Here is a 24,022-nt window from a genome sequence, read left to right as displayed (position 1 = left end):
CTAATGCTGCGTAGACTACATCCCGACCAACCCGAAACCTTTGCTTTCACACCAGAGAATCAGGCGTGGGCCGAAGGGCAGATCACGAAATACCCCGAAGGGCGTCAGGCCTCGGCGATTATTCCGCTTCTGTGGCGTGCGCAGGAGCAGGAAGGCTGGCTCTCTAAACCTGCGATTGAACATGTTTCCGACATGCTTGGCCTCAGCTATATTCGCGGTCTGGAAGTTGCGACTTTCTACTTCATGTTCCAGCTGCAGCCCGTGGGGGCGATTGCGCATATTCAGGTCTGCGGCACCACGTCCTGCATGATCTGCGGGGCCGAAGACTTGATATCGGTCTGTCAGGAAAAGATCGCACGTGAGCCGCATCAGCTCTCGGAAGATGGCAATTTCTCGTGGGAAGAAGTCGAATGCCTTGGCTCCTGTTCCAACGCGCCGATGGCTCAGATTGGCAAGGATTACTACGAAGATCTGACCGCAGCACGGATGGGAGAGATCATTGATGAATTGGCGGCAGGGAAAGTACCTGTGCCAGGTCCACAGAACGGTCGCTATGCCGCAGAACCTCTTAAGGGTCTGACTTCGTTGATAGAATATGACAGCGGAAAGACGCAGTATAACGCGTCCGTGCAATTGGCTGTTGATCTGGGCGACACGGTAAAACGAATTGATGGCACAGAGGTGCCGCTGACGACACCGTGGCAAGGTGCGAATGAAAACGCCGCGCCCAAACCAAAAGCAAAGAAAAAAACCACGCCTGCGCAAGCGAAAGGGGACGCACCAATCAAAGGTGTGCCGCCAGGCCTGTTAAAGATCGCGCGCAGTGGCGGTGGAGATGATCTCAAGCGGATCAAGGGCGTGGGCCCCAAGCTTGAATCCATGCTGAACGACATCGGTATCTTCCATTTTGACCAGATTGCCAGCTGGTCCTCGGAAGAGGTCGCATGGGCGGACGAGAGCTTTGTCGGCTTCAAGGGACGGGTCAGTCGGGACGACTGGGTATCGCAGGCCAAGCTGCTTGCGCAGGGCAAAGAAACAGAATTTTCCCAACGCGCCGAAAAAGACGGTATTTATAAAAAGTGATTGCGTAAATAACCGAAAGAGAGGCCTTCATGGAAAGCAATAAAGGAATGGTTGGAATGGCGTTGGGGAGCTGGCTTGTGGCTTTCGCGGGCGGTACGCTTGCGGGGACATTGGCGTGGGTGCTCTTTGGCTGGAGCTTTTTACAAGGTGCTTTCCTAGGCGCTGTCGTGTTTCTTGTGGCGGGCGTGCTTGTCAGCTGGGTCATGACCCGGCCGTTGCCAAGACCCGGTGAAGTTAAGATCAATCCTCCGACGCCTGCTGCCAAGGCCTCTGCCACAAAAGCGGCGCCGATCAACGTTGCACCAGCGCCGACGGCGGCACAGGTCAAACCCACAGCACGCCTTGCCGGAGAAGAAGAGCTTGCTTCGCGCAAGGGTGATTGGAAATACGAGAAAGAAGCGGCACCCGCACCGGCGCCCAAGAAAAAGGCAGCACCCAAGAAAGCACCTGCCAAAAAGGCCGCGCCCAAGGCAGCGGCAGCCCCTGATGGGCGGCCTGCGTATCTGTCGGATGCACCAACAGGGACCGCGGATGATCTGAAGAAGATCTCCGGTGTTGGTCCCAAGCTGGAACAGACGCTGAATGAGTTGGGGGTCTGGCATTTTGAACAGGTTGCCCAGTTCAAAAAGAAAGACATCGCTTGGGTGGATGAACGCCTGCGGTTTAAAGGACGTATCGAAAGAGACGATTGGGTTGGACAGGCCAAGGCTTTGGCCAACGCCAAGGACTGACCCTGAACGACGGAGCTAGGAGGCTTCATGAGTGCGCAAGACCAGACAGCCGAGGCGCGCGACCGTGCCTTGGCCAAAAAAGGGCGAATGGTAAGCCTCGTCATCGTGGGCACCATGGTAGCGTGGGTATTGTCGCTGTGGCTCGCCCCCAAGTTCGGGCTGACCGCGCGGCACGCCATTCTGCTGGACTTTCTGGCGCTGGCTGCCTTGGCATGGTCGTTCATCGTTTCATTGCAAATCAAACGTGCGCGCAAGGCTGCGCAGAACGACAGGTAAAAGGGGAAGCGGATGCTTAACGATCAGGATCGCATCTTTACCAATATTTACGGCATGCATGACCGCACGCTGAAGGGCGCGCAGGCGCGCGGCCATTGGGACGGAACGGACGCCATCATCAAAAAGGGCCGCGACTGGATCGTGGACCAGATGAAGGCATCAGGTCTGCGCGGGCGTGGCGGGGCCGGTTTCCCGACGGGGCTCAAATGGTCCTTCATGCCCAAGGAAAGCGACGGGCGGCCCTCCTATCTGGTGGTCAATGCGGATGAATCCGAGCCGGGCACCTGCAAGGACCGCGAGATCATGCGTCACGACCCGCATACGCTGGTTGAAGGGTGCCTGATCGCCAGTTTTGCGATGAATGCGCATACTTGTTACATCTACATTCGCGGCGAATACATCCGCGAGAAAGAGGCGCTGCAAGCCGCGATTGACGAGGCCTACGATGCGGGGCTGGTGGGCAAGAACGCCGCAGGCTCCGGCTGGGATTTTGACATCTACCTGCACCATGGGGCGGGTGCCTACATCTGCGGCGAGGAAACCGCGCTGCTGGAAAGCCTTGAGGGCAAGAAGGGCATGCCCCGGATGAAGCCGCCGTTCCCTGCGGGGGCGGGGCTTTATGGCTGCCCGACGACGGTAAACAACGTGGAATCGATTGCTGTTGTTCCAACGATCCTGCGGCGCGGACCGGAGTGGTTTTCCTCCTTTGGGCGTCCGAACAACGCGGGCACCAAGCTGTTCGCGATTTCGGGCCACGTGAACAACCCCTGTGTGGTCGAAGAGGCGATGTCGATCAGTTTCGAGGAACTGATCGAGACGCATTGTGGTGGCATCCGTGGCGGTTGGGGCAACCTCAAGGCGGTGATCCCCGGCGGGTCGTCGGTGCCGATGATCCCCGGCGCGCAGATGAAAGACGCGATCATGGATTTCGACTATCTGCGCGAACAACGCTCCGGCCTCGGCACGGCGGCGGTGATTGTGATGGATAACTCAACGGATGTGATCAAGGCGATCTGGCGGCTGTCGAAGTTCTACAAGCACGAGTCGTGCGGGCAATGCACGCCCTGCCGCGAAGGCACCGGCTGGATGATGCGCGTGATGGACCGTCTGGTGACAGGCGAGGCAGAACCCGAAGAGATCGACATGCTCCTTGATGTGACCAAACAGGTCGAAGGCCATACGATCTGCGCCTTGGGCGACGCCGCAGCCTGGCCGATCCAGGGCCTCATTCGACACTTCCGCGACGAGATTGAGGATCGGATCAAGCACAAGCGGACAGGGCGTGTGAGCGCAGTGGCGGCGGAGTAAAATCGTGCTGAACGTTCAACGAAGAATAATACTTTGGGTTGTGGTGGCCAGTGCGGTGTTGGCTGGGTGTGACACGGCAGTACAGGAAGCCGGTTCCGAGGGCGCTGTAAGCACATATCGTACATTGGAGTTTCGCAATCTTCCGGAGGATATTCATGACCAGTTTCTTGCCTTTAGAATGGCCAGTGAGATTTCTTCAAATTGCGGCGGCATCTATATAAGCAATTTAACAGTGAACCGGGCCAACGAAGAAATTGCGCGTATTCTGGAGCACAAGGGCCATATCGATGTGGACGAAATGCGTGACAATCTGCAGAAAAGCTTTCAGGAGTATTACACTTCTTATTTGAAAGAAAATGGCATCGTATCCCGCGAAGGGTTATGCGATGCGGGACGCAAGGAAATTGCTGACCAAAGCCAAATAGGCAAGTTCCTGAAAGGATGACGCAAAAGATGACGGGTGTGCATTTTCATCTTGCCGAACTCAACGTCGGTCGTCTTGCGGCGCCTACGGACGATCCGCGCGTGGCGGAATTCATGGAGAACCTTGACCGGATCAACGGCCTTGGTAAGAGGATGCCAGGGTTTGTGTGGATGATGGAAGGCTCGGGTGAGCCGGGCACCGGCAACACAGAGAACGCCATTGACGGTGATCCGCTTTATGTCTCCAACCTGACCGTCTGGGAAAGCGTTGAGACCTTGGAACAATTCGTCTGGGGCACCATCCACAAGCAGTTTTACGCGCGCCGTCAGGAATGGTTCGAAGTGCTCGGTGAGATGCATTTCGTGATGTGGTGGGTTCCTGTGGGGCATCAGCCAACACTGGATGAGGCATTGGAACGGCTGGAACACCTCAAAAACCACGGTGACAGTGATCACGCCTTTGGCTGGCCCTATCTGAACGAGGCAAGTAAGTGGAAAGACAACCGGTGTGCGCCGGTTGCAGCAGAGTAGGTAACATGCGTATTTTCACAGCCCTCATGATTATCGGACTGACGCTCACCGCCTGCGGGCCGGATGACGATGCGATCAGTTTTGATGGCCAGTTTTTCAACGCGCGGCTCAAGTCGGAACGCGGGGCAGACCGAGCGCAGTTCAGCGTAACTGTCAGACCTGTTTCGGCCTCTCTTGAGGGGGCACGTGAGGCTGCGCGCTACGAGGCGACAGTCTATTGCGTCAATAGCTTTGGCCGCTCGGACGTGGACTGGGTTGTGGGACCTGACGATGAGAGTGAGACACTGACCATCGAGAATGACACACTCTTGCTGCAAGGAAGGTGTCGCGAGATATGACCTGTGGCCTGCAATCAGTCCAAAACCCGCTCGGTTATTGCTTATCAATGCGGGGTACGCGCATCTATCCTGTCAAAGGCGTTTTGCCTTTTTACTTGGTAACGGCAACTGGAGTTGTGGGATGCGTAAAACGATGATGATGGCGGTATTCATGATGGGGCTTGCGGCTCCGGTGGCTGCAAACCCGCCCTTGCGGGATGTTCAGCAAATTGATGACGCGCTTTACACCGTTGGGCTGGCCAATGAGATCAGGCGAAAGTGCCCCGATATTTCTGCGCGATTTTTCAAGGCGATAAGCTATTTGCGCGCTTTGGAAGATCAGGCGCGAGAACTGGGATACTCCGAGGCCGAGATCAAGGCGCATCTGGAGTCGGACACGGAGAAAAAGCGACTGCGGGCGCGGGCGGCGGATGAGATGAAGGCCGCTGGCTACAAGCAGAACAAACAGGGCTATTGTGCGCTCGGTCGGGCCGAAATTGCACAGAAAACGGAAATTGGGGCGCTGTTGCGCGTCTCTCGGTAACAGGTGCGCCCGGTGTGGCGCGATGAACAAAGGCGAATGATATGAGCGATCTGCGCAAAGTCATTATCGACGACACAGAGGTTGAAGTGGATGGGGCGATGACCCTGATCCAGGCCTGTGAAGAGGCGGGCATCGAGATTCCGCGTTTTTGCTATCATGAGCGGCTGACGATCGCGGGCAACTGCCGCATGTGTCTGGTCGAAGTGGTCGGCGGGCCGCCAAAACCTGCCGCTTCCTGCGCGATGCAGGTCAAGGATCTGCGCCCCGGACCCGAAGGCCAACCGCCGGTCGTCAAAACCAATTCGCCCATGGTCAAAAAGGCCCGCGAAGGGGTGATGGAGTTTTTGCTGATCAACCACCCGCTGGATTGCCCGATCTGCGATCAGGGCGGCGAGTGTGATCTGCAGGATCAGGCGATGGCGTATGGCGTGGATTTCTCGCGCTACCGCGAGCCCAAGCGCGCGACTGAAGATCTCGATCTGGGGCCACTGGTTGAGACCCATATGACGCGCTGTATCTCCTGCACGCGTTGTGTGCGGTTCACCACGGAGGTGGCGGGCATTCACCAGATGGGCCAGACGGGGCGCGGTGAAGACGCAGAAATCACGTCTTATCTGGGCCAGACGCTGGACAGTAACATGCAGGGCAATATCATTGATCTCTGCCCGGTTGGGGCTTTGGTTTCAAAGCCTTACGCGTTTACGGCGCGCCCGTGGGAATTGACCAAGACCGAATCCGTGGACGTTATGGACGCACTGGGGTCAAACATCCGCGTGGACACAAAGGGCCGTGAAGTGATGCGGTTTTTGCCGCGCAACCATGATGGCGTGAATGAGGAATGGATTTCGGACAAGACGCGGTTTGTCTGGGACGGGTTGCGCCGCCAGAGGCTGGACCGACCCTACATCCGCGAGAACGGCAAGTTGCGCCCCGCGAGCTGGCCCGAAGCCCTGACAGCGGCTGCAACAGCGATGAAAGGTAAGAAACTGGCCGGGTTGGTCGGGGATCTTGCGCCGGTTGAGGCCGCCTATGCGCTGAATGCTCTGATCGAGGGTCAGGGTGGCACGGTTGAGTGCCGCACCGATGGGGCGAAACTGCCCGCGGGCAACCGGTTCGGCTATGTGGGCAACGCCACCATCGAAGAGATCGACGATGCGTCGCACGTCATACTGGTCGGAACCAACCCGCGCATCGAGGCGCCGGTGCTGGATGCGCGCATCCGCAAGGCGTGGCTGAAGGGGGCCAAGGTCGGCGTTGTCGGCCCGGCGATCGATCTGACGTATGACTATCATCATTACGGCGATGGTCGCGACGGTCTGGCGGCGCTGGATCAGGAAAACACCGCTGACCTGACGGATAACCCGACGATCCTGATCATCGGGCAGGGCGCGTTGCGCGGCGCGGACGGTGAAGCGGTGATGGCCAGGGCCCACGCTTTCGCAGAGCGCAGCCAGTCCAAGGTATTGGTCCTTCATACGGCTGCGGGACGTGTGGGTGCGATGGACATTGGTGCATGTGCCGATGGCGGCGTCGATGCGGTGATGGATGCGGAAGTGATCTATAACCTCGGTGCCGATGAGATCGACATCAGACCGGGTCCTTTCGTGATCTATCAGGGCTCACATGGGGACCGGGGCGCGCACCGCGCCGATGTTATCCTGCCCGCCGCTGCCTATACCGAAGAGCCGGGGTTGTTTGTGAACACCGAAGGGCGGCCTCAACTGGCGCTCAGGGCCGGGTTTGCGCCGGGGGAAGCCAAGGAAAACTGGGCGATCCTGAGGGCGCTGTCTGCGGAAATCGGGGCGCAGCTGCCGTTTGACAGCATTGTGCAACTGAGGCAGGCGCTGGTCAAAGAGGTGCCGCATCTGGCGAATATCGACACGGTGCCGGAAAATGACTGGCAGGCGGTAACAGGCGGCGAGGTGAGCCGTGGCGCATTTGAGCCGGCCATAACCGATTTCTACCTGACAAACCCCATTGCGCGCGCATCCGAGCTGATGGCGGAACTCTCCGCCAACGCAAAAGCGCGTCAACAAGAGACCTTGGCTGCGGAATGACACAGAAGAGCGCGCGCATATCTCAGTTGTCACGCGACGCGGCGAGTGTTCCCGAAACACGCCGCTGCGAGTCGGCGGTTTGTGGCGCGCGCGCGTCGGGGACGTTAACGCATGGCACCGCAAACCTGCAAAAACACATGCGGGTTGCAGCGGCCGGGCATTCAATGCCGCAAGCGCGCGATTTTGCGCGGCATTTGCGCACAAAAGTTCACGAAGAGGGTGGCGTGTGGTCGGCAGATGCTGTTTACACCAAATCGCCAACCCTGCCTGACAGGCTAGCCAAGAATGACGCTGATGTCGTGCGGGCTGACTGTGAGCAAAGCGGAATACCGATGGTGTGAGGACATATGGCTGATTTCTTTACCACTCCCGGCGGCATAGCTGTCCTGATCCTGGCACAGGTGCTGGCCGTTATCGGCTTTGTGATGGTCTCATTGCTGTTCCTCGTCTATGGGGACCGCAAGATCTGGGCGGCTGTGCAGATGCGGCGTGGGCCTAATGTGGTGGGCACCTTCGGGTTGCTGCAAACGGTGGCGGATGCGCTGAAATATGTCGTGAAAGAGGTCGTGGTCCCGGCCGGTGCCGACAAGACCGTCTTCATGCTCGCGCCGATGACCTCTTTTGTTCTGGCCCTGCTGGCTTGGGCGGTGATCCCGTTCAACGATGGTTGGGTCCTCAGTGACATCAATGTGGCGATCCTGTTCGTCTTTGCGATCTCATCGCTTGAAGTCTACGGCGTCATCATGGGGGGCTGGGCGTCCAACTCGAAATACCCTTTTCTGGGCTCTCTGCGTTCTGCCGCGCAGATGATTTCTTATGAGGTGTCGCTTGGCCTGATCATCATCGGGGTGATTATTTCGACCGGGTCGATGAATTTCGGCGGCATCGTCGCCGCGCAGGACGGCCCCTATGGCTTTTTCAGCTGGTACTGGCTACCGCACTTCCCGATGGTTTTCCTGTTCTTTATCAGCTGTCTGGCTGAAACGAACCGCCCACCGTTTGATTTGCCCGAAGCGGAATCGGAACTGGTCGCGGGCTATCAGGTCGAATATTCATCCACTCCCTTCCTGCTCTTTATGGCCGGGGAATATATCGCTATTTTCCTGATGTGCGCGCTCACGTCGCTGCTGTTCTTTGGCGGCTGGCTGTCCCCGATCCCGGGGCTGCCCGACGGCGTTTTGTGGATGATTGCCAAGATGGCATTTTTCTTCTTCCTCTTCGCGATGGTCAAAGCGATTACGCCGCGCTACCGCTATGACCAGCTGATGCGTTTGGGCTGGAAAGTGTTCCTGCCGTTCAGCCTTGTCTGGGTGGTTTTCGTAGCATTCGCCGCAAAATTCGAATGGTTCTGGGGGGCATATGCCCGCTGGGGTATGGGAGGCTGATATGACACAGATCGATTACGCACGACATGCGAAATACTTCCTGCTTCAAGACTTTTGGGTCGGTATGAAATTGGGTCTCAAGTACTTTTTCGCCCCCAAGGCCACGCTGAACTACCCGCATGAAAAAGGGCCGCTTTCCCCGCGTTTTCGGGGTGAGCACGCGCTGCGCCGCTACCCCAATGGCGAAGAACGCTGTATCGCCTGTAAACTCTGCGAGGCGGTTTGCCCGGCGCAGGCCATTACAATCGACGCGGAACCCCGCGATGACGGCAGTCGGCGCACCACACGTTATGACATCGACATGACAAAATGCATCTACTGCGGTTTCTGCGAGGAAGCCTGCCCGGTGGATGCTATTGTCGAGGGGCCCAATTTCGAGTTTTCAACGGAGACGCGCGAAGAGCTGTATTACGACAAGGACCGCCTGCTGGCCAATGGCGAGCGCTGGGAAGCCGAGATCGCGCGCAACCTTGAGATGGATGCACCTTACCGATGAGTGACAAAAACAACCCGTTCGAGGGCGCGAACCCTTTTGCCGCGATGATGGCGCAGGCGCAGGAAATGGCGAAATCCTATCCGGCGATGGAGGCGTTTTCGCCCAAAGGGTTTGAAAAGATGATGGGCACGATGCCCAAGGACATGATGGAAATGATGTTCGGGAATACGCTGAACGAGGGCGGGCTGGATGCGCGCACGCGGATGCTGCTGACGCTCGCTGGGCTGACCATGCAGGGTGCGCAGAACGACGTCGGCTTTCGTCAGGCGGTGCGCCACGCGGTCGAGGCGGGTGCCACAAAACAACATATCGTGGAATCCATCGGCCAGATGTCGATGTTTGCAGGATTGCCAGCGATGACCCGCGCGTTGGAACTGGCGCAGCAGGTTCTGGATGAAGAGAAGGACGCGGAATGACGGTTTTTGCCTTTTATCTCTTTGCGATCAGTGTGATCGCAGGCGGTTTGTTCACCGTCATCAGCCGCAACCCGGTGCATTCGGTCCTGTGGCTCATCCTCGCTTTTCTCTCGGCAGCCGGTCTATTCGTTCTGCTCGGCGCTGAATTCGTCGCGATGCTGTTGATCATCGTCTATGTCGGGGCCGTCGCGGTTCTGTTCCTGTTCGTCGTCATGATGCTCGACGTGGATTTTGCGGAACTCAAGGCGGAGATGTCGAAATACCTGCCGCTGGCGTTGCTGATCGGCGTTGTGTTGTTGATGCAATTCGCCATCGCTTTTGGCGCATGGGAAAGCAACGCCGCCGCCGAAGGCATGCGCGCGCAGGTGACACCTGTGGACCGGCATAACACCGAAGCCTTGGGCTTGATCCTTTATGATCAGTATTTCCTGCTGTTCCAGTTGAGTGGACTGATCCTGCTGGTCGCCATGATCGGGGCGATTGTGCTGACGCTGCGCCACCGCTCTGATGTGAAACGCCAGGATGTCGTGGCGCAAATGATGCGTGACCCGGCCAAGGCGATGGAACTCAAGGATGTCAAATCGGGGCAGGGCCTCTGATCCATGACGCGTTGGGCTTCATATCATGTGCTGAGCGCGATTGCCGTATTTACGGCGTCCTCAGCCTTTGCCATGACGGCGTCGGAGTGCACACGCACCACCCATGTCAGCCACGGCGGTGAGGCGGATCATGTCGATCTGGGGGAGGGTCGCGTGATGTGGCGCGACTGGTGGTCACAGGAAGGGTCCGCAACGGATATCGTAATTGCGGATTGCCAATCGGGCGACGTGCTGCAATTCCGCACGGCTGAGGAAAACATGAACAAACGACCGCCCTTCGACCGGACCGAAGACGCCATGGCAATTGTGGCGCAGCATGAAACGGGTGCGCGGGTTTTTGCAACGCTGGGGCGCATGTCGGACGATCTGAAAAAGGTGGCGCGGGATGTGTCGGTTGAGGTATGGGCGCTTGAGCCTTGCGCCTGCGCCGCTTTTTATCCGGGCCTGCGGGGCGACAAGGAAGCATTCAGGCTGGAAGGCCTGTAACGAAAGGGCTCGATTTGAGCTTAGCGTGGCGGGGCAAATGCCCCGGCGACATAGGAACGAAAACGGGGTCTTAGCGCTCCGGAAGGAAGAACAATGATTGGTTTGGAACACTATCTTACCGTTGCTGCCACACTATTCGTGATCGGGATTTTCGGGCTCTTTTTGAACCGTAAGAACATCATCATCCTTCTGATGAGCATCGAATTGATGTTGCTGGCGGTGAATATCAACCTCGTCGCTTTCTCAAGCTTTCTCGATGATCTCGTAGGGCAGGTTTTCACGCTCTTTGTTTTGACCGTCGCTGCCGCCGAAGCGGCGATTGGCCTCGCTATCCTCGTCTGCTTCTTCCGCAACCGGGGCACGATTGCGGTCGAAGACGTCAACGTGATGAAGGGCTAAGACATGCACCGATCAAAGACGCACGCGCAGCACACGGCTGACAGTTTTTTGGTCAGCGGGGCGATATGCCCTTGGGCTGGCCTGAACGAATATGACCCAGATTGCCGTGGTGGCACCAAGGAAACAGACTGATGGAAACAATACTCCTCTTTGCCCCGCTTGTTGGTGCGCTCCTGTGTGGTTTCAGCTGGAAATTTATCGGAGAAGCTGCCGCCTGCTGGATTGCCACCGGGCTGCTTTTCCTGTCGGCTCTCTTGTCGTGGGTTGTGTTTCTCACCTTTGACGGCACGACTGAGCAAATCCAGATTTTGCGCTTTATCGAAAGCGGTAGCCTCAGTACGGATTGGGCGATCCGACTGGACCGGCTGACCGCGATCATGCTGGTCGTCATCACCACCGTGTCGAGCCTCGTTCATCTTTATTCCTTTGGCTACATGGATAAAGACCCGCAGTGGAAAGACGACGAGAGCTACAAGCCGCGCTTCTTTGCCTATCTGTCGTTCTTTACCTTTGCGATGTTGATGCTGGTCACGGCGGACAACCTTGTGCAGATGTTTTTTGGCTGGGAAGGGGTGGGCGTCGCGTCCTACCTTCTGATCGGCTTTTACTATCGCAAACCCTCGGCAAATGCGGCGGCGATCAAGGCGTTCGTCGTCAACCGCGTTGGGGACTTCGGCTTTGCGCTGGCGATTTTTGCGCTGTTTTTCCTGACGGATAGCATCAATTTTGATGACATCTTTGCCGCCGCGCCAGAACTGGCAGAGACGCAGCTGACCTTTCTTTGGACCGAATGGAACGCGGCAAATCTGATCGCCTTCCTGCTTTTCATCGGCGCGATGGGGAAATCGGCGCAGTTGTTTTTGCACACATGGCTGCCGGACGCGATGGAAGGGCCAACGCCTGTGTCCGCGCTGATCCATGCGGCCACGATGGTCACGGCGGGTGTTTTCCTTGTGTGCCGGATGTCGCCGATCATGGAATTCGCACCCGAAGCCATGGCATTCGTCACCGTGCTGGGCGCAACAACGGCGTTCTTCGCGGCCACGGTGGGACTGGTGCAGACGGACATCAAACGGGTGATCGCCTATTCGACCTGTTCGCAGTTGGGGTATATGTTCGTCGCGGCAGGTGTTGGCATGTATTCAGCGGCCATGTTCCACCTGTTTACACATGCTTTCTTCAAGGCGATGCTGTTTCTCGGCGCAGGCTCGGTGATCCATGCGATGCACCATGAGCAAGACATGATGAACTACGGCGGCTTGCGCAAGAAAATCCCCTATACCTTCTGGGCCATGATGATCGGCACGCTTGCCATCACGGGTGTTGGTATCCCTGTCTGGATTGTGACATTGGGCGAGATACCGATCGGGTTTGCGGGCTTCCATTCCAAAGATGCGATCGTGGAAAGCGCTTTTGCTGCCGGGTCCATGTATGGGTTCTGGGCGCTTGTGATCGCCGCACTGTTCACCAGTTTCTATAGCTGGCGTTTGATGTTCCTGACGTTTTACGGCACGCCACGGGGCGACAAACACACCCACGACCACGCGCATGAAAGCCCGATGGTCATGATTATTCCGCTGGGTGTGCTGGCGCTTGGGGCGATTTTTGCTGGTATGGTCTGGTACGGGTCGTTCTTTGGCCACACGGATAAAGTGGCGAAGTTCTATGGCATTCCCTATGCCGAAGCCTCTGAGCATGGCGCTGAGGGTCATGGCGATGATAAGGCCGAGGACAGCCATGGTGCCAAAGAGGGCGAGCATCATTACGTCTTTGCCGGGGTGCCGGGTGAAGGGGCGCTGTACATCGCACCCGATAACACTCTGCTCGATGACGCCCATAAGGTGCCATATTGGGTTAAGACATCGCCTTTCGCGGCCATGTTGATCGGCTTTCTGATGGCCTATTGGTTCTACATCGTGAACCCCGAACTGCCCAAGCGGCTGGCCGAAAACCAACGCCCCTTGTACCTGTTCCTCAAGAACAAATGGTACTTTGACGAACTCTATAACATCGTGTTTGTCATTCCGGCCAAATGGATCGGCTCATTCCTGTGGAAACGCGGTGATGGGGATGTGATCGACGGGGGACTGAACGGCATCGCCATGGGCATTATCCCGTTCTTTACCCGCCTCGCCGGGCGTGCGCAGTCCGGTTATATCTTTACCTATGCCTTCGCCATGGTCATCGGCATCGCAGTGCTGGTCACTTGGATGACACTGTCAGGAGGGGCCAACTGATGGGCAATCTTCTTTCCATCGTAACCTTTATTCCGGCCATGGCGGCGTTGATCCTTGCGGTCTTTTTGCGCGGCGATGATGAGGCAGCCAACCTCAACGCCAAGCGCGTGGCGATGTTTGCCACGGTGGCGACCTTCCTTGTCTCGCTGTTCATTCTGGCCGGGTTTGACCCGCAGGACACCGGGTTTCAATTCGTGGAAGAACGCGACTGGCTGCTGGGTCTTGAATACAAAATGGGCGTTGATGGCATCTCGGTGCTCTTCGTGATGCTCACGACCTTCATGATGCCGCTGGTGATTGCCGCGTCGTGGAATGTCACCCTGCGGGTCAAGGAATATATGATCGCCTTCCTGCTGCTTGAGACGCTGATGCTTGGCGTCTTCATGGCGCTCGACCTGGTCTTGTTCTACCTGTTCTTTGAGGCCGGCTTGATCCCCATGTTCCTGATCATCGGCATCTGGGGCGGGGCGAACCGCATCTATGCGAGCTTCAAGTTCTTCCTCTATACCTTCCTCGGCTCCGTGCTGATGCTGGTGGCGATGGTGGGTATGTTTGCCGATGCGGGCACCACAGATATTGAAATGCTGTTGCGTCATGAATTCTCCTTTGCCGATTTCGACCTTCTGGGCATTCAGATTGTCGGGGGGATGCAGACACTCCTGTTCCTTGCCTTCTTTGCAAGCTTCGCCGTCAAGATGCCCATGTGGCCGGTGCATACATGGCTGCCGGATGCCCACGTTCAGGCCCCGACTGCCGGGTCCGTGGTGCTGGCGGCGATCCTGTTGAAACTCGGCGGCTACGGGTTCATCCGTTTCTCGCTGCCGATGTTTCCGGTGGCGGCTGATATCTGGGCGCCGATGATCCTGTGGCTGTCGGCCATCGCGATCGTCTATACCTCGCTGGTGGCACTCGTGCAGGAAGACATGAAAAAGCTGATCGCCTATTCGTCCGTGGCCCATATGGGGTTTGTCACGATGGGTATCTTTGCGGCCAATCAACAGGGCGTCGATGGCGCAATTTTTCAGATGATAAGCCACGGGTTCATTTCCGGCGCGCTGTTCCTGTGTGTTGGCGTGATCTATGACCGGATGCACACCCGCGAAATCGACGCCTATGGCGGTCTGGTAAACCGGATGCCGGCCTATGCGCTGATTTTCATGTTATTCACGATGGCCAATGTGGGTCTGCCGGGCACATCTGGCTTTGTCGGCGAGTTCCTGACACTCATGGCCGTGTTTCAGGTCAACACATGGGTTGCCGCAGTGGCCACGACCGGAGTGATTTTCTCGGCGGCCTATGCGCTCTGGCTTTATCGCCGCGTGGTGATGGGGGATCTGATCAAGGAAAGCCTGAAATCTATTACCGACATGACGTCGCGCGAGCGTTGGATATTCGCACCCCTTGTGGCGATGACGCTGCTTTTGGGGGTTTACCCCGCATTGGTGCTCGATATTACCGGGCCGTCGGTGGCGGCATTGGTTGCAGGCTATGATACGGCGCTGAGTGCAGCAGAAGCTGCAAGCCAACTGGCGTCGAACTAAAGGATGGATACGATGATAACCGCTGATCTGACCCTCATCCTGCCGGAAATTATCCTGTCGCTCTACGCCATGGTGATGCTGCTGGTGGCTGTTTACACGACCAAGGATGGCATGGCCTCGGTGCTTGTCTGGTTGACCGCCGGTCTGATGGTGGCACTGGGCGCATGGATTACAGTGGACGGTGAGGGGACAAACGTAGCCTTTGGCGGCATGCTGATCGAAGATGGGTTCGCCCGTTTTGCCAAGGTGACGATCCTCTTTGCCGCCGCCGCCGTTTTGGTGATGTCCGAAGGCTACATGAAGGCGCGCGACCTGCTGCGCTTTGAATATCCGCTTTTGCTGGCTCTTTCCGTGGTCGGTATGATGGTCATGGTATCCGCCGGTGATCTGATGGCGCTCTATATGGGGCTCGAGCTTCAGTCGCTTGCGCTCTATGTAATCGCGTCGCTGCGCCGGGACAGTGTGAAATCCACCGAAGCCGGGCTGAAGTACTTTGTGCTTGGCGCGTTGTCCTCTGGTCTGCTGCTCTATGGGGCATCGCTGATCTACGGCTATGCCGGAACAACGCTCTTTTCGGGGATCATCGAGACGGCGCAGCATGGCGACGTCTCCCTCGGTCTGCTGTTCGGCCTCGTGTTCCTGATCGCCGGGCTGGCGTTCAAAGTCTCCGCCGTGCCGTTCCACATGTGGACACCGGATGTCTATGAGGGTGCGCCCACCCCTGTCACCGCCTTTTTCGCCACCGCCCCCAAAGTGGCCGCGATGGGGCTGTTTGCGCGCGTGCTGCATGACGCGTTCGGCAATGCCATCAGCGACTGGAGCCAGATCGTCGCGCTCTTGTCGCTGTGTTCCATGTTCCTTGGCGCGGTCGCCGCCATTGGGCAGACAAACATCAAACGTCTGATGGCCTTTTCGTCGATTGCGCATATGGGCTATGCGCTGATGGGTCTGGCTGCTGGCACGGTGCTCGGTGTGCAGGCGATGCTGATCTATATGGCGATCTATGTGACAATGAACGTCGGCACCTTCGCCTTTATCCTGATGATGGAAAAGGATGGCCAGCCGGTTACGGATATCTCATCTCTGAACATGTATTCCAAGAAGGAACCGGGCAAGGCGCTGGCCATGCTGGTCTTGCTGTTCTCGCTGGCGGGCGTGCCGCCGATGCTTGGGTTCTTTGGCAAATTCTACGTCTTGCGCGCCGCCTATGAAGCGGGGTTCGCATGGCTGGCCATTGCGGGGGTCATCGCATCGGTCATCGGGGCCTATTACTATCTGCGCATCGTATTCTTCATGTATTTCGGCGACGAAAAGGAAGACGGGTTGGACAAGGGGGGATCGCCGGTTTTGTCAGGCTTCCTGCTGGTGTCCGCGGCCATCATGGTACTGGGCATTGCCAATATGTTCGGTGTCGAAACCGCCGCTGCCTCCGCCGCTGCAACACTTGTTAACTGACCGACGGGGCCGCGCGCATTTGTGCCGGGGTATATGTCGTTGACGGGTGATAGCTGGCCTGAAGGTTATGGCCGATTGCAGTTGAACGAAGTCGACAGCACTCTGGATGAAGCCGCGCGACAAGCCCCCAAGGCTGCGACCCCGCTTTGGATTTTTGCGCGGCGGCAGACCACAGCAAGAGGCAGACGCGGGCGGCCATGGTCCATGCCCGAGGGTAATTTTGCGGCGACGCTGCTCTTGCGTCCCGCAGGACCACCGACGCAAGCCGCGCTGCGGTCATTTATCATGTCTCTGGCGCTCTACCGTGCGTTTGTCGAAGTGACAGGCCGGGAGAAGGGTTTGGCCTTGAAATGGCCCAATGACGTGTTGCTCAACGGTGGCAAGGTCGCGGGCATTTTGCTTGAGAGCACGGGTGCGGGCCAGCAGACTGGTTTTTTGTCCATTGGCGTTGGGGTCAATCTTGTTGCCGCCCCGCCAGCAAGTGATGTCGAGGCGACCGCCCTGAAACCGGTGTCGATCCTGAGTGAAACGTCCGTTCGGGTGCTGCCTGAGACCTTTTTTGAGGTGCTCGCCTGCCACTTTGCCAATCTTGAACAACAGTTTCAGCAGTACGGTTTTGAGCCGATCCGGACCGGGTGGCTGGCACATGCTGCCCGCATCGGCGAGGTGATAACGGCACGCACGACCCGAGAGGAATACTCAGGGACTTTCGAAGATGTGGACGCCGAGGGGCATCTCGTGTTACGCGGCCCGCGCGGTGTCATGTCCATCGCAGCAGCAGATGTCTATTTCTGAGAAGGGGCGCGCGGCTATGTTACTGGCAATTGATTGCGGCAACACGAATACCGTCTTTTCCCTCTGGGACGGGACACGTTTTGTTGCGACCTGGCGCACGTCGACAGAATGGCAGCGCACCGCAGATCAATACTATGTCTGGCTCAGAACGCTGATGCAGTTTCAGAAACTCGAAGTCGACATCACCGATGTAATCATCTCCTCGACCGTGCCGCGTGTGGTGTTCAATTTGCGCGTCTTTGCGGACAGGTATTTTAACACGCGCCCGCTTGTGGTTGGCAAACCCGACTGCCTGCTGCCCGTCGATGTGCGCGTGGACGAAGGGACGCAGGTCGGCCCGGACCGGCTGGTCAACACAGTCGCTGGGTTTGACCTTTTCGGTGGTGATTTGATCATGGTCGATTTTGGCACCGCGACAACCTTTGATGTCGTCGACACCGATGGCGCCTATGTCGGTGGTGTGATCGCCCCCGGCGTGAACCTGAGCCTTGAGGCGTTGCATCAGGCCGCTGCAGCCCTTCCGCATGTCGATATCACCAAACCGCAAAGCGTGGTGGGCACAAATACTGTCGCCTGCATGCAATCTGGCGTTTTTTGGGGTTATGTCGGCCTCGTGCGTGAGATATGCGACCGGATAAAGGCGGAACGCGCCCGCGAGATGCGCGTGATTTCAACGGGTGGGCTGGCACCCCTTTTCCAGCAATCTGAGGCGCTTTTTGATGCGTATCAGGAAGATCTGACAATGCACGGTCTGACCGTGATTTATAAGTACAACAAGGAAAAAGAATAATTCTATGAGCAGTGAAAGACTGATCTATCTGCCCCTCGGTGGGGCGGGCGAAATTGGCATGAACGCCTATGTTTACGGATACGGCAAACCGAATGCGGAACGGCTGATCGTGGTGGATATGGGCGTGGCCTTTCCGGATATGGATGGCAGCCCCGGCGTTGACCTGATCCTGCCCGATATCACGTGGTTGCAGGAACGGCGCGACCGGATTGAGGCTGTGTTTGTGACCCATGCGCATGAAGACCACGTGGGCGCCGTGGCACATACCTATGAGCGGTTGGGTGCGCCGATTTACGCCCGCGCGTTCACGGCCAATATTGCGCGACGCAAAATGGCAGAGCATGGCCATCCCGAAGACGCTGTGCACACTGTATCGCCCTGGCCCGAGACGGTTTCGGCCGGGCCTTTCCAAGTGAGCTTTTTGCCGATTTCCCATTCGATCCCTGAAAGCTCGGCCATGGTGATTGATACGCCCGAAGGGCGCGTGATCCACTCAGGTGATTTCAAATTGGATGAAACCCCGCTGGTGGGTGAAGCCTTTGATCCCGAACTCTGGGCTGAGGTCAGCAAGGACGGCGTCAAGGCGCTGATCTGTGACAGCACGAACGTGTTTTCGCAACATCCCGGTCGCTCTGAAGCGTCGGTTGGGCCAGAGATCACAAAGCTTGTCCAGAGCGCGCAAGGCATGGTTGTCGCGACGACATTTGCCTCCAACGTGGCGCGCGTTAAAACGCTCGCGGATGCGGGGGTGCGGGCAGGGCGTTCCATCGTTCTGATGGGGCGCGCAATGCGCCGCATGATCGAGGCATCAGCCGAAACCGGCGTCTTGCAGGATTTTCCATCCGTCGTGAGCCCGGAAGAAGCCAAATCGATTCCACGCGAAAACCTGATGTTGCTCGTCACTGGCTCGCAGGGGGAGCGGCGCGCGGCCTCGGCGCAACTCGCGCGCGGCAAGTATCAGGGCATGGAGATGAAGGAGGGAGACCTGTTCCTGTTCTCATCCAAAACCATCCCGGGCAACGAAAAAGGGGTGATCCGGATCATCAACGCCTTTTCCGAACTGGGGGTTGATGTGGTGGATGACAGCTCCGGGCTCTATCATGTTTCGGGCCACGCAAACCGGCCCGATCTGGAACGCCTTAGCGAGATCGTCAATCCGCAGGTTGTGATCCCCATGCACGGCGAACATCGCCATCTGCGCGAACATGTGAAAATCGCCGAACAAAATGGCAGAACGGGTGTTCTGGCCGTGAATGGCATGATGGTTGATTTGTCCGGGAACAAGCCCAAGATCGCGGAATATGTTGAAACGGGCCGTACCTATCTGGATGGGACAGTGCAGATCGGTGCGTTGGACGGTGTCGTGCGGGATCGTATTCGCATGGCGCTGAACGGGCATGTGGTGGTGACGCTGATTGTGGATGAAGACGACGAACCGCTTGGCGATCCATGGTGCGAACTCAAGGGGTTGCCGGAAACCGGACGCAGCAAGGCGTCCTTGGTCGACGTGCTCGAAGCGGACCTTGGCCAGTGGCTCGGGCGGGCGGATCCCAAGACGATGCGGGATGATGATCGTCTGAACGAAGGTCTGCGCCGCGTTGTGCGTCAGACGTCACAAGACGAGATTGGCAAGAAGCCTGAGGTCAGCGTGATCGTCAGCCGGTTAAGCTAAACGAAAGGCCGGGCTGCTTTTGGGAAAGCAGCCCGGCCTTTCTTGTCTTGCAGTCGCTATCAGCTCCCGATCCGCTCCTTGAAGCTGAGACCTATGAATTCCGGGGTATGATCGCCCAAGCCGATCACGCCCGCTCCACCACGATCTCTGCCGGACGTGCTGCGGTTCCGGCCGCCCCGTGCACGGGGTGCCTGCGCTGGTTCAGCGGCAGGAGGGGCTTCTGCAGGTGTTGGTGCGATCTCGGGTTCAGGCACTGTATCTTGCGGTTTGTCACTTTTACGCGGCGCGCGTGTTCGCGTGCGTTTCGGTTTTTCCGTTACAGCCGGCTCACTCGCGGTCGTCTTTTCCTCTGGCTCCGCCGGGGTGCCCAAGGGATTGTCCAGCCGCGGTATTTCCCGCTGCACAAGCCGCTCGATGTCTTCGAGGTTGCGCTCATCGCGCGGCACGCAGATCATGATCGCCTTACCGTCACGCCCGGCACGTCCGGTGCGACCGATGCGGTGGACATAATCCTCGGCATGGCCGGGCACGTCGAAGTTGAACACATGGCTGACCGCAGGCACATCAAGGCCGCGTGCGGCCACATCAGAGGCGATCAGAAATTTCAAGGACCCGTCGCGAAACCCGTCAAGCGTGCGTGTTCGCTGGCTCTGGTCCAAGTCCCCGTGAATAGGGGCCGCGTCATAATTGTATTTCTTCAATGACTTGGCGACAATATCCACGTCCGTTTTGCGGTTGCAAAAGATGATGGCATTGGTGCATTTTTCACCTTCGGCATCAATCAGGGCGCGCAGTAACTTGCGTTTTTCCGTTCCTTCACGATCTTTGCGAGAGGCTTTGAACTTGAGCACGCCTTGCTCAATGGTTTCACTGGCCGTTGCCTGACGCGCTACTTCGACCCGTTCCGGTGCGGACAGGAAGGTGTTCGTGATCCGTTCAATTTCCGGTGCCATGGTGGCTGAAAAGAACAGCGTCTGGCGGGTAAACGGTGTCAGGCTGAAGATACGTTCGATATCTGGAATGAACCCCATATCAAGCATCCTGTCCGCCTCGTCCACGACCATGATCTGCACGCCAGTCAACAGCAATTTGCCGCGTTCGAAATGATCGAGCAAACGCCCAGGCGTCGCAATCAGGACATCGACACCTTTATCAATCAGCTTGTCCTGTTCTTTAAAGGACACACCACCAATCAGCAGTGCCTTGGTGAGCTTGAGGTGTTTCGTATAGGTATCAAAGTTTTCAGCAACTTGTGCCGCGAGTTCACGCGTAGGGCACAGCACAAGACTGCGCGGCATCCGTGCGCGGGCGCGCCCACGGGCCAAAAGGGTAATCATCGGCAGCGTGAAGCTGGCGGTTTTACCGGTCCCGGTTTGCGCAATCCCCAATACATCACGACCTGCAAGAGCAGGGGGGATCGCACCAGCTTGAATTGGGGTGGGGGTTTCGTACCCGGCTTCGTCAATTGCCTTCAATACTTTAGGATTGAGGTTCAACTCAGAGAATTTTATCATATGTATCCGTAATTTGCGGACACATTCTCGGCCCGCGGCAGCTTTCACATCGGCCCGCATGGCCCAAAACGGCGGTTCTCCCGCGATATGCTGCGCCTGCTTACCAATTCGTCAGCGATTGGTCAAACAGTTGACACAGAACAATTAAGGATTCCGTTTGTGCCGATGCGCTTTAGAGTAAAACGCGGTGGCATGCGCCCCCGGTTTGTCTGATCTATGCATGAAAATAGCTGGAAAAGAGCGCTTCTGGTATTTTTGCAACTGGCTCAACGCCATGGCCCGGCATGTCAAAACCAGTCCTTCTTTTGCCAGACAGACCAAGATGAGGCATCGGGAATGCGCGCCATGTATACTGGCGCGCGTTTTACACCATCATTTCCTTGGTCGCGGTTAATGTCACCTGCGGATAATCCCGCTCCACCCTGTCGATGTCCCACTGCAGTCGCGTCAGATAGACAATGTCGCCGTCGTGGTCCTTTGCGATATGCTGCTTGTTGCTTTCGGTGAACTTGTCGACCGCCAGCTTGTCGCCGCTGACCCAGCGCGCTGATGTGAACTGTGACGCCTCGAACCTGACCGGCAGGCCGTATTCCAGTTCAATGCGACTGGCCAGCACTTCGAATTGCAACTGCCCGACCACTCCGACGACAAACCCCGAGCCAATGGCGGGTTTGAACACTTTGGCAGCCCCTTCTTCGGCGAACTGCATCAGGGCTTTTTCCAGATGCTTGGCCTTGAGCGGATCACCTGCACGCACGGTCTGCAAAAGTTCCGGCGCGAACGAGGGGATACCTGTCACGCGGATCGCTTCGCCTTCGGTCAGCGTGTCGCCGATGCGCAACTGGCCGTGGTTCGGAATGCCGATGATATCGCCTGCCCAAGCCTCTTCCGCCAACTCGCGGTCAGAGGCGAGAAACATAACCGGGTTTGAAATCGCCATCGGTTTTTTCATACGGACATGGGTCAGTTTCATACCCCGGTTGAAATGGCCGGACGCGATGCGCACAAATGCAACGCGATCCCGGTGCTTTGGATCCATGTTCGCCTGCACCTTGAAGACAAAGCCGGAGACTTTCTTTTCCTCAGGCAAAATCTGGCGCGGTTCGGCGGATTGAATCTGCGGTTGTGGGCCGTATTGTGCGATGCCCTCCATCAGTTCCTTGACGCCAAAGGAATTGATGGCGGATCCGAACCAGATCGGTGTCAGCGATCCTTCGTGCATCGCTTCGATGTCAAGCGGTGGCAAGAGTTCGCGCGCCATCTCGAGATCTTCGCGCAGCTTTTCAAGCAATTCTTCCGGGACCAGCTCGGCCAGTTTAGGATCGTCCAAGCCATTGATCTCGACGCTTTCCGCAACGCGGTTTCGGTCGGCGCGATCCATCAGTTCCAGTCGGTCCCGTAGGATATCGTAACATCCGATAAAGTCCCGGCCCACCCCGATGGGCCAACTGGCCGGGGTCACGTCAATGGCGAGGTTTTCTTGTATTTCGTCAATAATTTCGAAAACATCCCGGCTCTCGCGGTCCATTTTGTTGCAAAATGTCAAGATGGGCAGGTCGCGCAGACGGCAAACTTCAAAGAGTTTCTGCGTTTGGCTTTCCACACCTTTCGCCCCGTCAATCACCATCACCGCTGCATCCACGGCGGTGAGCGTGCGATATGTGTCCTCGGAAAAATCGCTGTGTCCGGGCGTGTCCACAAGGTTAAAGCGGAACTCTTTGAAATCAAATGACATGGCGGAGGCGGAGACAGAGATGCCGCGGTCCTTCTCCATCGCCATGAAATCGGAACGTGTGCGGCGTGCTTCGCCTTTCGCGCGTACCTGACCCGCCATCTGAATGGCCCCGCCAAAGAGCAGGAATTTTTCGGTCAATGTGGTCTTGCCGGCATCCGGGTGGCTGATGATCGCAAACGTGCGTCGCCGGGCAATTTCAGGCGGCAAATCCGCGCGGTTTTTTGATGTATCGAGCATGTCTGCGGCTATAGGCGCTGCAATGAGGCAAAGCAAGAGAGCAGCGGGAAATGTCGCTTGCCTGCTGGTGCAGCTTGCGTTTTTGATGCTACGCAAAGGCCAACAAAGGGGAACAGACCATGGATTTGGGAATAAAAGGCAAGCGCGCCATCATCTGCGCGTCATCAAAGGGTTTGGGGCTGGGCTGCGCGCGCGCGCTTGCGGCGGCTGGCGTGGATGTGGTCATGAATGCGCGCGGCGTTGACGCACTCGAAGCGGCGGCAAGCGCGATCAGAACCGAATTCGACGTGGACGTCACGACCGTTGCAGGCGATATCGCCACTGACACGGGGCGCGCCAAAGTTCTCGCGGCGGCGGGTGAAGTGGACATTCTGGTCAATAATGCCGGTGGTCCCCCCCCGGGTCTCTGGCAGGATTGGGACCGCGATGATTTCATCAAGGCGCTGGATGCCAACATGCTGGCCCCGATTGCGATGATCAAGCAGCTGGTGCCCGGCATGATGACGCGCGGCTGGGGCCGGGTGGTGAACATCACCTCGCAATCCGTCAAGGCACCGATCCCGCAACTTGGCCTGAGCAATGCAGCCCGCACCGGTTTGACCGGCTATGTGGCGGGGACAAGTCGTCAGGTCGCTGAAAAAGGGGTGATCATGAATAACCTTTTGCCGGGCATCCACGATACGGACCGGGCGCTGGCCCTTGATGGCGGCGTGATGGAGCGCGAGGGCATCACGAGGGAAGAGGCCCGCGCGAAACGCAGCGCCACCATTCCCGCACGCCGCTACGGTACGGCAGAGGAATTTGGCGCAACATGTGCGTTTTTATGTTCGCAACATGCGGGGTTCATCGTCGGGCAGAACATCCTGCTGGACGGCGGTGCCACGAACGCAACGATTTAAAAGAGGCGACGGGCGTCCTCGAAACCCGGTAATGGTTCTGCAGATGGCGCGCGAAATGCGGCTCCGACTGGATTGGCATGCGGCGTGATCAAAACC

Annotated in this window: 25 protein-coding genes; 23 read left to right on the top strand and 2 right to left on the bottom strand. The window is 57.6% G+C overall.

The annotated features are described in order from the left end of the window. Positions 1-3: 3 nt before the first annotated feature. The 22 genes from nuoE to RLO149_RS12060 all read left to right on the top strand — a co-directional run bounded on the left by nuoE (position 4) and on the right by RLO149_RS12060 (position 19,541). Entirely contained in the window at positions 4-1,083 is a 1,080-nt protein-coding gene (gene nuoE, locus RLO149_RS12165; protein WP_013962393.1) for an NADH-quinone oxidoreductase subunit NuoE, read from the top strand. A 29-nt stretch (positions 1,084-1,112) separates the two neighbouring features. After that, positions 1,113-1,814: a hypothetical protein gene (locus RLO149_RS12160; RefSeq protein ID WP_013962392.1), complete on the top strand. Its 702-nt coding sequence runs from the start codon at positions 1,113-1,115 to the stop codon at positions 1,812-1,814. Between the two features lie 27 nt (positions 1,815-1,841). After that, positions 1,842-2,090 (top strand): DUF5337 domain-containing protein, encoded by a 249-nt coding sequence (locus tag RLO149_RS12155; protein WP_013962391.1) that lies wholly within the window; start codon positions 1,842-1,844, stop codon positions 2,088-2,090. Between the two features lie 12 nt (positions 2,091-2,102). Beyond that, positions 2,103-3,398: an NADH-quinone oxidoreductase subunit NuoF gene (gene nuoF / locus RLO149_RS12150; RefSeq protein WP_013962390.1), complete on the top strand. Its 1,296-nt coding sequence runs from the start codon at positions 2,103-2,105 to the stop codon at positions 3,396-3,398. Positions 3,399-3,402: 4 nt separating this feature from the next. Further along, positions 3,403-3,843, top strand: a complete 441-nt coding sequence (locus RLO149_RS12145; RefSeq protein WP_148264355.1) for a DUF5333 family protein — start codon at positions 3,403-3,405, stop codon at positions 3,841-3,843. An 8-nt stretch (positions 3,844-3,851) separates the two neighbouring features. Beyond that, positions 3,852-4,352 carry a DUF3291 domain-containing protein gene (locus RLO149_RS12140; RefSeq protein WP_013962389.1) on the top strand — a complete coding sequence of 167 codons (501 nt, stop codon included), beginning with the start codon at positions 3,852-3,854 and terminating at the stop codon, positions 4,350-4,352. Between the two features lie 5 nt (positions 4,353-4,357). Beyond that, a complete protein-coding gene (locus RLO149_RS12135; protein WP_013962388.1) occupies positions 4,358-4,690 on the top strand; it encodes a hypothetical protein in 333 nt (110 codons plus the stop codon). Positions 4,691-4,811: 121 nt separating this feature from the next. Beyond that, positions 4,812-5,213 carry a DUF5333 domain-containing protein gene (locus tag RLO149_RS12130; RefSeq protein ID WP_013962387.1) on the top strand — a complete coding sequence of 134 codons (402 nt, stop codon included), beginning with the start codon at positions 4,812-4,814 and terminating at the stop codon, positions 5,211-5,213. Between the two features lie 41 nt (positions 5,214-5,254). After that, the gene (gene nuoG / locus RLO149_RS12125) at positions 5,255-7,270 is read left to right on the top strand and encodes an NADH-quinone oxidoreductase subunit NuoG (protein ID WP_013962386.1); all 2,016 of its coding nucleotides are present in this window, start codon (positions 5,255-5,257) and stop codon (positions 7,268-7,270) included. Continuing rightward, positions 7,267-7,611, top strand: a complete 345-nt coding sequence (locus RLO149_RS12120; RefSeq protein WP_013962385.1) for a hypothetical protein — start codon at positions 7,267-7,269, stop codon at positions 7,609-7,611. Before nuoG ends, RLO149_RS12120 begins: the two co-directional genes overlap by 4 nt. Before the next feature lie 6 nt (positions 7,612-7,617). After that, on the top strand, positions 7,618-8,655 hold the full coding sequence (nuoH, locus tag RLO149_RS12115; protein WP_013962384.1) for an NADH-quinone oxidoreductase subunit NuoH: 1,038 nt from the start codon (positions 7,618-7,620) through the stop codon (positions 8,653-8,655). Position 8,656: 1 nt separating this feature from the next. Further along, complete coding sequence (nuoI, locus tag RLO149_RS12110; RefSeq protein ID WP_013962383.1) at positions 8,657-9,151, top strand: NADH-quinone oxidoreductase subunit NuoI; 495 nt, start codon at positions 8,657-8,659, stop codon at positions 9,149-9,151. After that, positions 9,148-9,567, top strand: coding sequence for a carboxymuconolactone decarboxylase family protein (locus tag RLO149_RS12105; protein ID WP_013962382.1), 420 nt, complete (start codon positions 9,148-9,150; stop codon positions 9,565-9,567). The genes nuoI and RLO149_RS12105 overlap by 4 nt, the downstream gene beginning before the upstream one ends. Further along, positions 9,564-10,166 carry an NADH-quinone oxidoreductase subunit J gene (locus tag RLO149_RS12100; RefSeq protein WP_013962381.1) on the top strand — a complete coding sequence of 201 codons (603 nt, stop codon included), beginning with the start codon at positions 9,564-9,566 and terminating at the stop codon, positions 10,164-10,166. The genes RLO149_RS12105 and RLO149_RS12100 overlap by 4 nt, the downstream gene beginning before the upstream one ends. Positions 10,167-10,169: 3 nt before the next feature. Further along, positions 10,170-10,652, top strand: a complete 483-nt coding sequence (locus tag RLO149_RS12095) for a hypothetical protein (RefSeq protein ID WP_013962380.1) — start codon at positions 10,170-10,172, stop codon at positions 10,650-10,652. A gap of 93 nt (positions 10,653-10,745) precedes the next feature. Beyond that, on the top strand, positions 10,746-11,051 hold the full coding sequence (gene nuoK / locus RLO149_RS12090; RefSeq protein ID WP_011569388.1) for an NADH-quinone oxidoreductase subunit NuoK: 306 nt from the start codon (positions 10,746-10,748) through the stop codon (positions 11,049-11,051). Positions 11,052-11,182: 131 nt separating this feature from the next. Then, positions 11,183-13,288, top strand: a complete 2,106-nt coding sequence (nuoL, locus tag RLO149_RS12085; RefSeq protein ID WP_013962379.1) for an NADH-quinone oxidoreductase subunit L — start codon at positions 11,183-11,185, stop codon at positions 13,286-13,288. Beyond that, entirely contained in the window at positions 13,288-14,829 is a 1,542-nt protein-coding gene (locus tag RLO149_RS12080) for an NADH-quinone oxidoreductase subunit M (protein ID WP_013962378.1), read from the top strand. The genes nuoL and RLO149_RS12080 overlap by 1 nt, the downstream gene beginning before the upstream one ends. A 12-nt stretch (positions 14,830-14,841) precedes the next feature. Continuing rightward, positions 14,842-16,284, top strand: a complete 1,443-nt coding sequence (gene nuoN / locus RLO149_RS12075) for an NADH-quinone oxidoreductase subunit NuoN (protein WP_013962377.1) — start codon at positions 14,842-14,844, stop codon at positions 16,282-16,284. 33 nt (positions 16,285-16,317) lie between these two features. Next, positions 16,318-17,079, top strand: coding sequence for a biotin--[acetyl-CoA-carboxylase] ligase (locus RLO149_RS12070; RefSeq protein WP_044025658.1), 762 nt, complete (start codon positions 16,318-16,320; stop codon positions 17,077-17,079). A 16-nt stretch (positions 17,080-17,095) separates the two neighbouring features. Next, the gene (locus RLO149_RS12065; protein ID WP_013962375.1) at positions 17,096-17,869 is read left to right on the top strand and encodes a type III pantothenate kinase; all 774 of its coding nucleotides are present in this window, start codon (positions 17,096-17,098) and stop codon (positions 17,867-17,869) included. A 4-nt stretch (positions 17,870-17,873) separates the two neighbouring features. Then, positions 17,874-19,541: a ribonuclease J gene (locus tag RLO149_RS12060; RefSeq protein WP_013962374.1), complete on the top strand. Its 1,668-nt coding sequence runs from the start codon at positions 17,874-17,876 to the stop codon at positions 19,539-19,541. Positions 19,542-19,600: 59 nt separating this feature from the next. Here the strand turns inward: RLO149_RS12060 and RLO149_RS12055 are convergent, their stop codons facing one another. Together RLO149_RS12055 and RLO149_RS12050 are read right to left on the bottom strand one after the other, a co-directional pair. Next, on the bottom strand, positions 19,601-21,055 hold the full coding sequence (locus RLO149_RS12055; RefSeq protein ID WP_013962373.1) for a DEAD/DEAH box helicase: 1,455 nt from the start codon (positions 21,053-21,055) through the stop codon (positions 19,601-19,603). Between the two features lie 364 nt (positions 21,056-21,419). Continuing rightward, on the bottom strand, positions 21,420-23,027 hold the full coding sequence (locus RLO149_RS12050) for a peptide chain release factor 3 (RefSeq protein WP_013962372.1): 1,608 nt from the start codon (positions 23,025-23,027) through the stop codon (positions 21,420-21,422). Between the two features lie 119 nt (positions 23,028-23,146). Between RLO149_RS12050 and RLO149_RS12045 the strand changes: the two genes are divergently transcribed. Further along, complete coding sequence (locus RLO149_RS12045; RefSeq protein WP_013962371.1) at positions 23,147-23,926, top strand: SDR family oxidoreductase; 780 nt, start codon at positions 23,147-23,149, stop codon at positions 23,924-23,926. Positions 23,927-24,022 lie beyond the last annotated feature (96 nt).

The sequence above is a fragment of the Roseobacter litoralis Och 149 genome (genome assembly GCF_000154785.2).
GTDB classification, from domain to species: domain Bacteria; phylum Pseudomonadota; class Alphaproteobacteria; order Rhodobacterales; family Rhodobacteraceae; genus Roseobacter; species Roseobacter litoralis.
This window is presented reverse-complemented; position numbering and strand designations above follow the sequence as displayed.

Coding starts and splice junctions, on each gene's coding strand:
- nuoI (WP_013962383.1), top strand. CDS start 8,657: ATGACACAGATCGATTACGCACGACATGCGAAATACTTCCTGCTTCAA.
- RLO149_RS12050 (WP_013962372.1), bottom strand. CDS start 23,027: ATGCTCGATACATCAAAAAACCGCGCGGATTTGCCGCCTGAAATTGCC.
- RLO149_RS12100 (WP_013962381.1), top strand. CDS start 9,564: ATGACGGTTTTTGCCTTTTATCTCTTTGCGATCAGTGTGATCGCAGGC.
- RLO149_RS12120 (WP_013962385.1), top strand. CDS start 7,267: ATGACACAGAAGAGCGCGCGCATATCTCAGTTGTCACGCGACGCGGCG.
- RLO149_RS12155 (WP_013962391.1), top strand. CDS start 1,842: ATGAGTGCGCAAGACCAGACAGCCGAGGCGCGCGACCGTGCCTTGGCC.
- RLO149_RS12055 (WP_013962373.1), bottom strand. CDS start 21,055: ATGATAAAATTCTCTGAGTTGAACCTCAATCCTAAAGTATTGAAGGCA.
- RLO149_RS12135 (WP_013962388.1), top strand. CDS start 4,358: ATGCGTATTTTCACAGCCCTCATGATTATCGGACTGACGCTCACCGCC.
- RLO149_RS12060 (WP_013962374.1), top strand. CDS start 17,874: ATGAGCAGTGAAAGACTGATCTATCTGCCCCTCGGTGGGGCGGGCGAA.
- RLO149_RS12045 (WP_013962371.1), top strand. CDS start 23,147: ATGGATTTGGGAATAAAAGGCAAGCGCGCCATCATCTGCGCGTCATCA.
- RLO149_RS12080 (WP_013962378.1), top strand. CDS start 13,288: ATGGGCAATCTTCTTTCCATCGTAACCTTTATTCCGGCCATGGCGGCG.
- nuoG (WP_013962386.1), top strand. CDS start 5,255: ATGAGCGATCTGCGCAAAGTCATTATCGACGACACAGAGGTTGAAGTG.
- nuoL (WP_013962379.1), top strand. CDS start 11,183: ATGGAAACAATACTCCTCTTTGCCCCGCTTGTTGGTGCGCTCCTGTGT.
- RLO149_RS12095 (WP_013962380.1), top strand. CDS start 10,170: ATGACGCGTTGGGCTTCATATCATGTGCTGAGCGCGATTGCCGTATTT.
- RLO149_RS12070 (WP_044025658.1), top strand. CDS start 16,318: ATGTCGTTGACGGGTGATAGCTGGCCTGAAGGTTATGGCCGATTGCAG.
- RLO149_RS12130 (WP_013962387.1), top strand. CDS start 4,812: ATGCGTAAAACGATGATGATGGCGGTATTCATGATGGGGCTTGCGGCT.
- nuoN (WP_013962377.1), top strand. CDS start 14,842: ATGATAACCGCTGATCTGACCCTCATCCTGCCGGAAATTATCCTGTCG.
- RLO149_RS12105 (WP_013962382.1), top strand. CDS start 9,148: ATGAGTGACAAAAACAACCCGTTCGAGGGCGCGAACCCTTTTGCCGCG.
- RLO149_RS12160 (WP_013962392.1), top strand. CDS start 1,113: ATGGAAAGCAATAAAGGAATGGTTGGAATGGCGTTGGGGAGCTGGCTT.
- nuoK (WP_011569388.1), top strand. CDS start 10,746: ATGATTGGTTTGGAACACTATCTTACCGTTGCTGCCACACTATTCGTG.
- RLO149_RS12140 (WP_013962389.1), top strand. CDS start 3,852: ATGACGGGTGTGCATTTTCATCTTGCCGAACTCAACGTCGGTCGTCTT.
- nuoF (WP_013962390.1), top strand. CDS start 2,103: ATGCTTAACGATCAGGATCGCATCTTTACCAATATTTACGGCATGCAT.
- nuoE (WP_013962393.1), top strand. CDS start 4: ATGCTGCGTAGACTACATCCCGACCAACCCGAAACCTTTGCTTTCACA.
- RLO149_RS12065 (WP_013962375.1), top strand. CDS start 17,096: ATGTTACTGGCAATTGATTGCGGCAACACGAATACCGTCTTTTCCCTC.
- nuoH (WP_013962384.1), top strand. CDS start 7,618: ATGGCTGATTTCTTTACCACTCCCGGCGGCATAGCTGTCCTGATCCTG.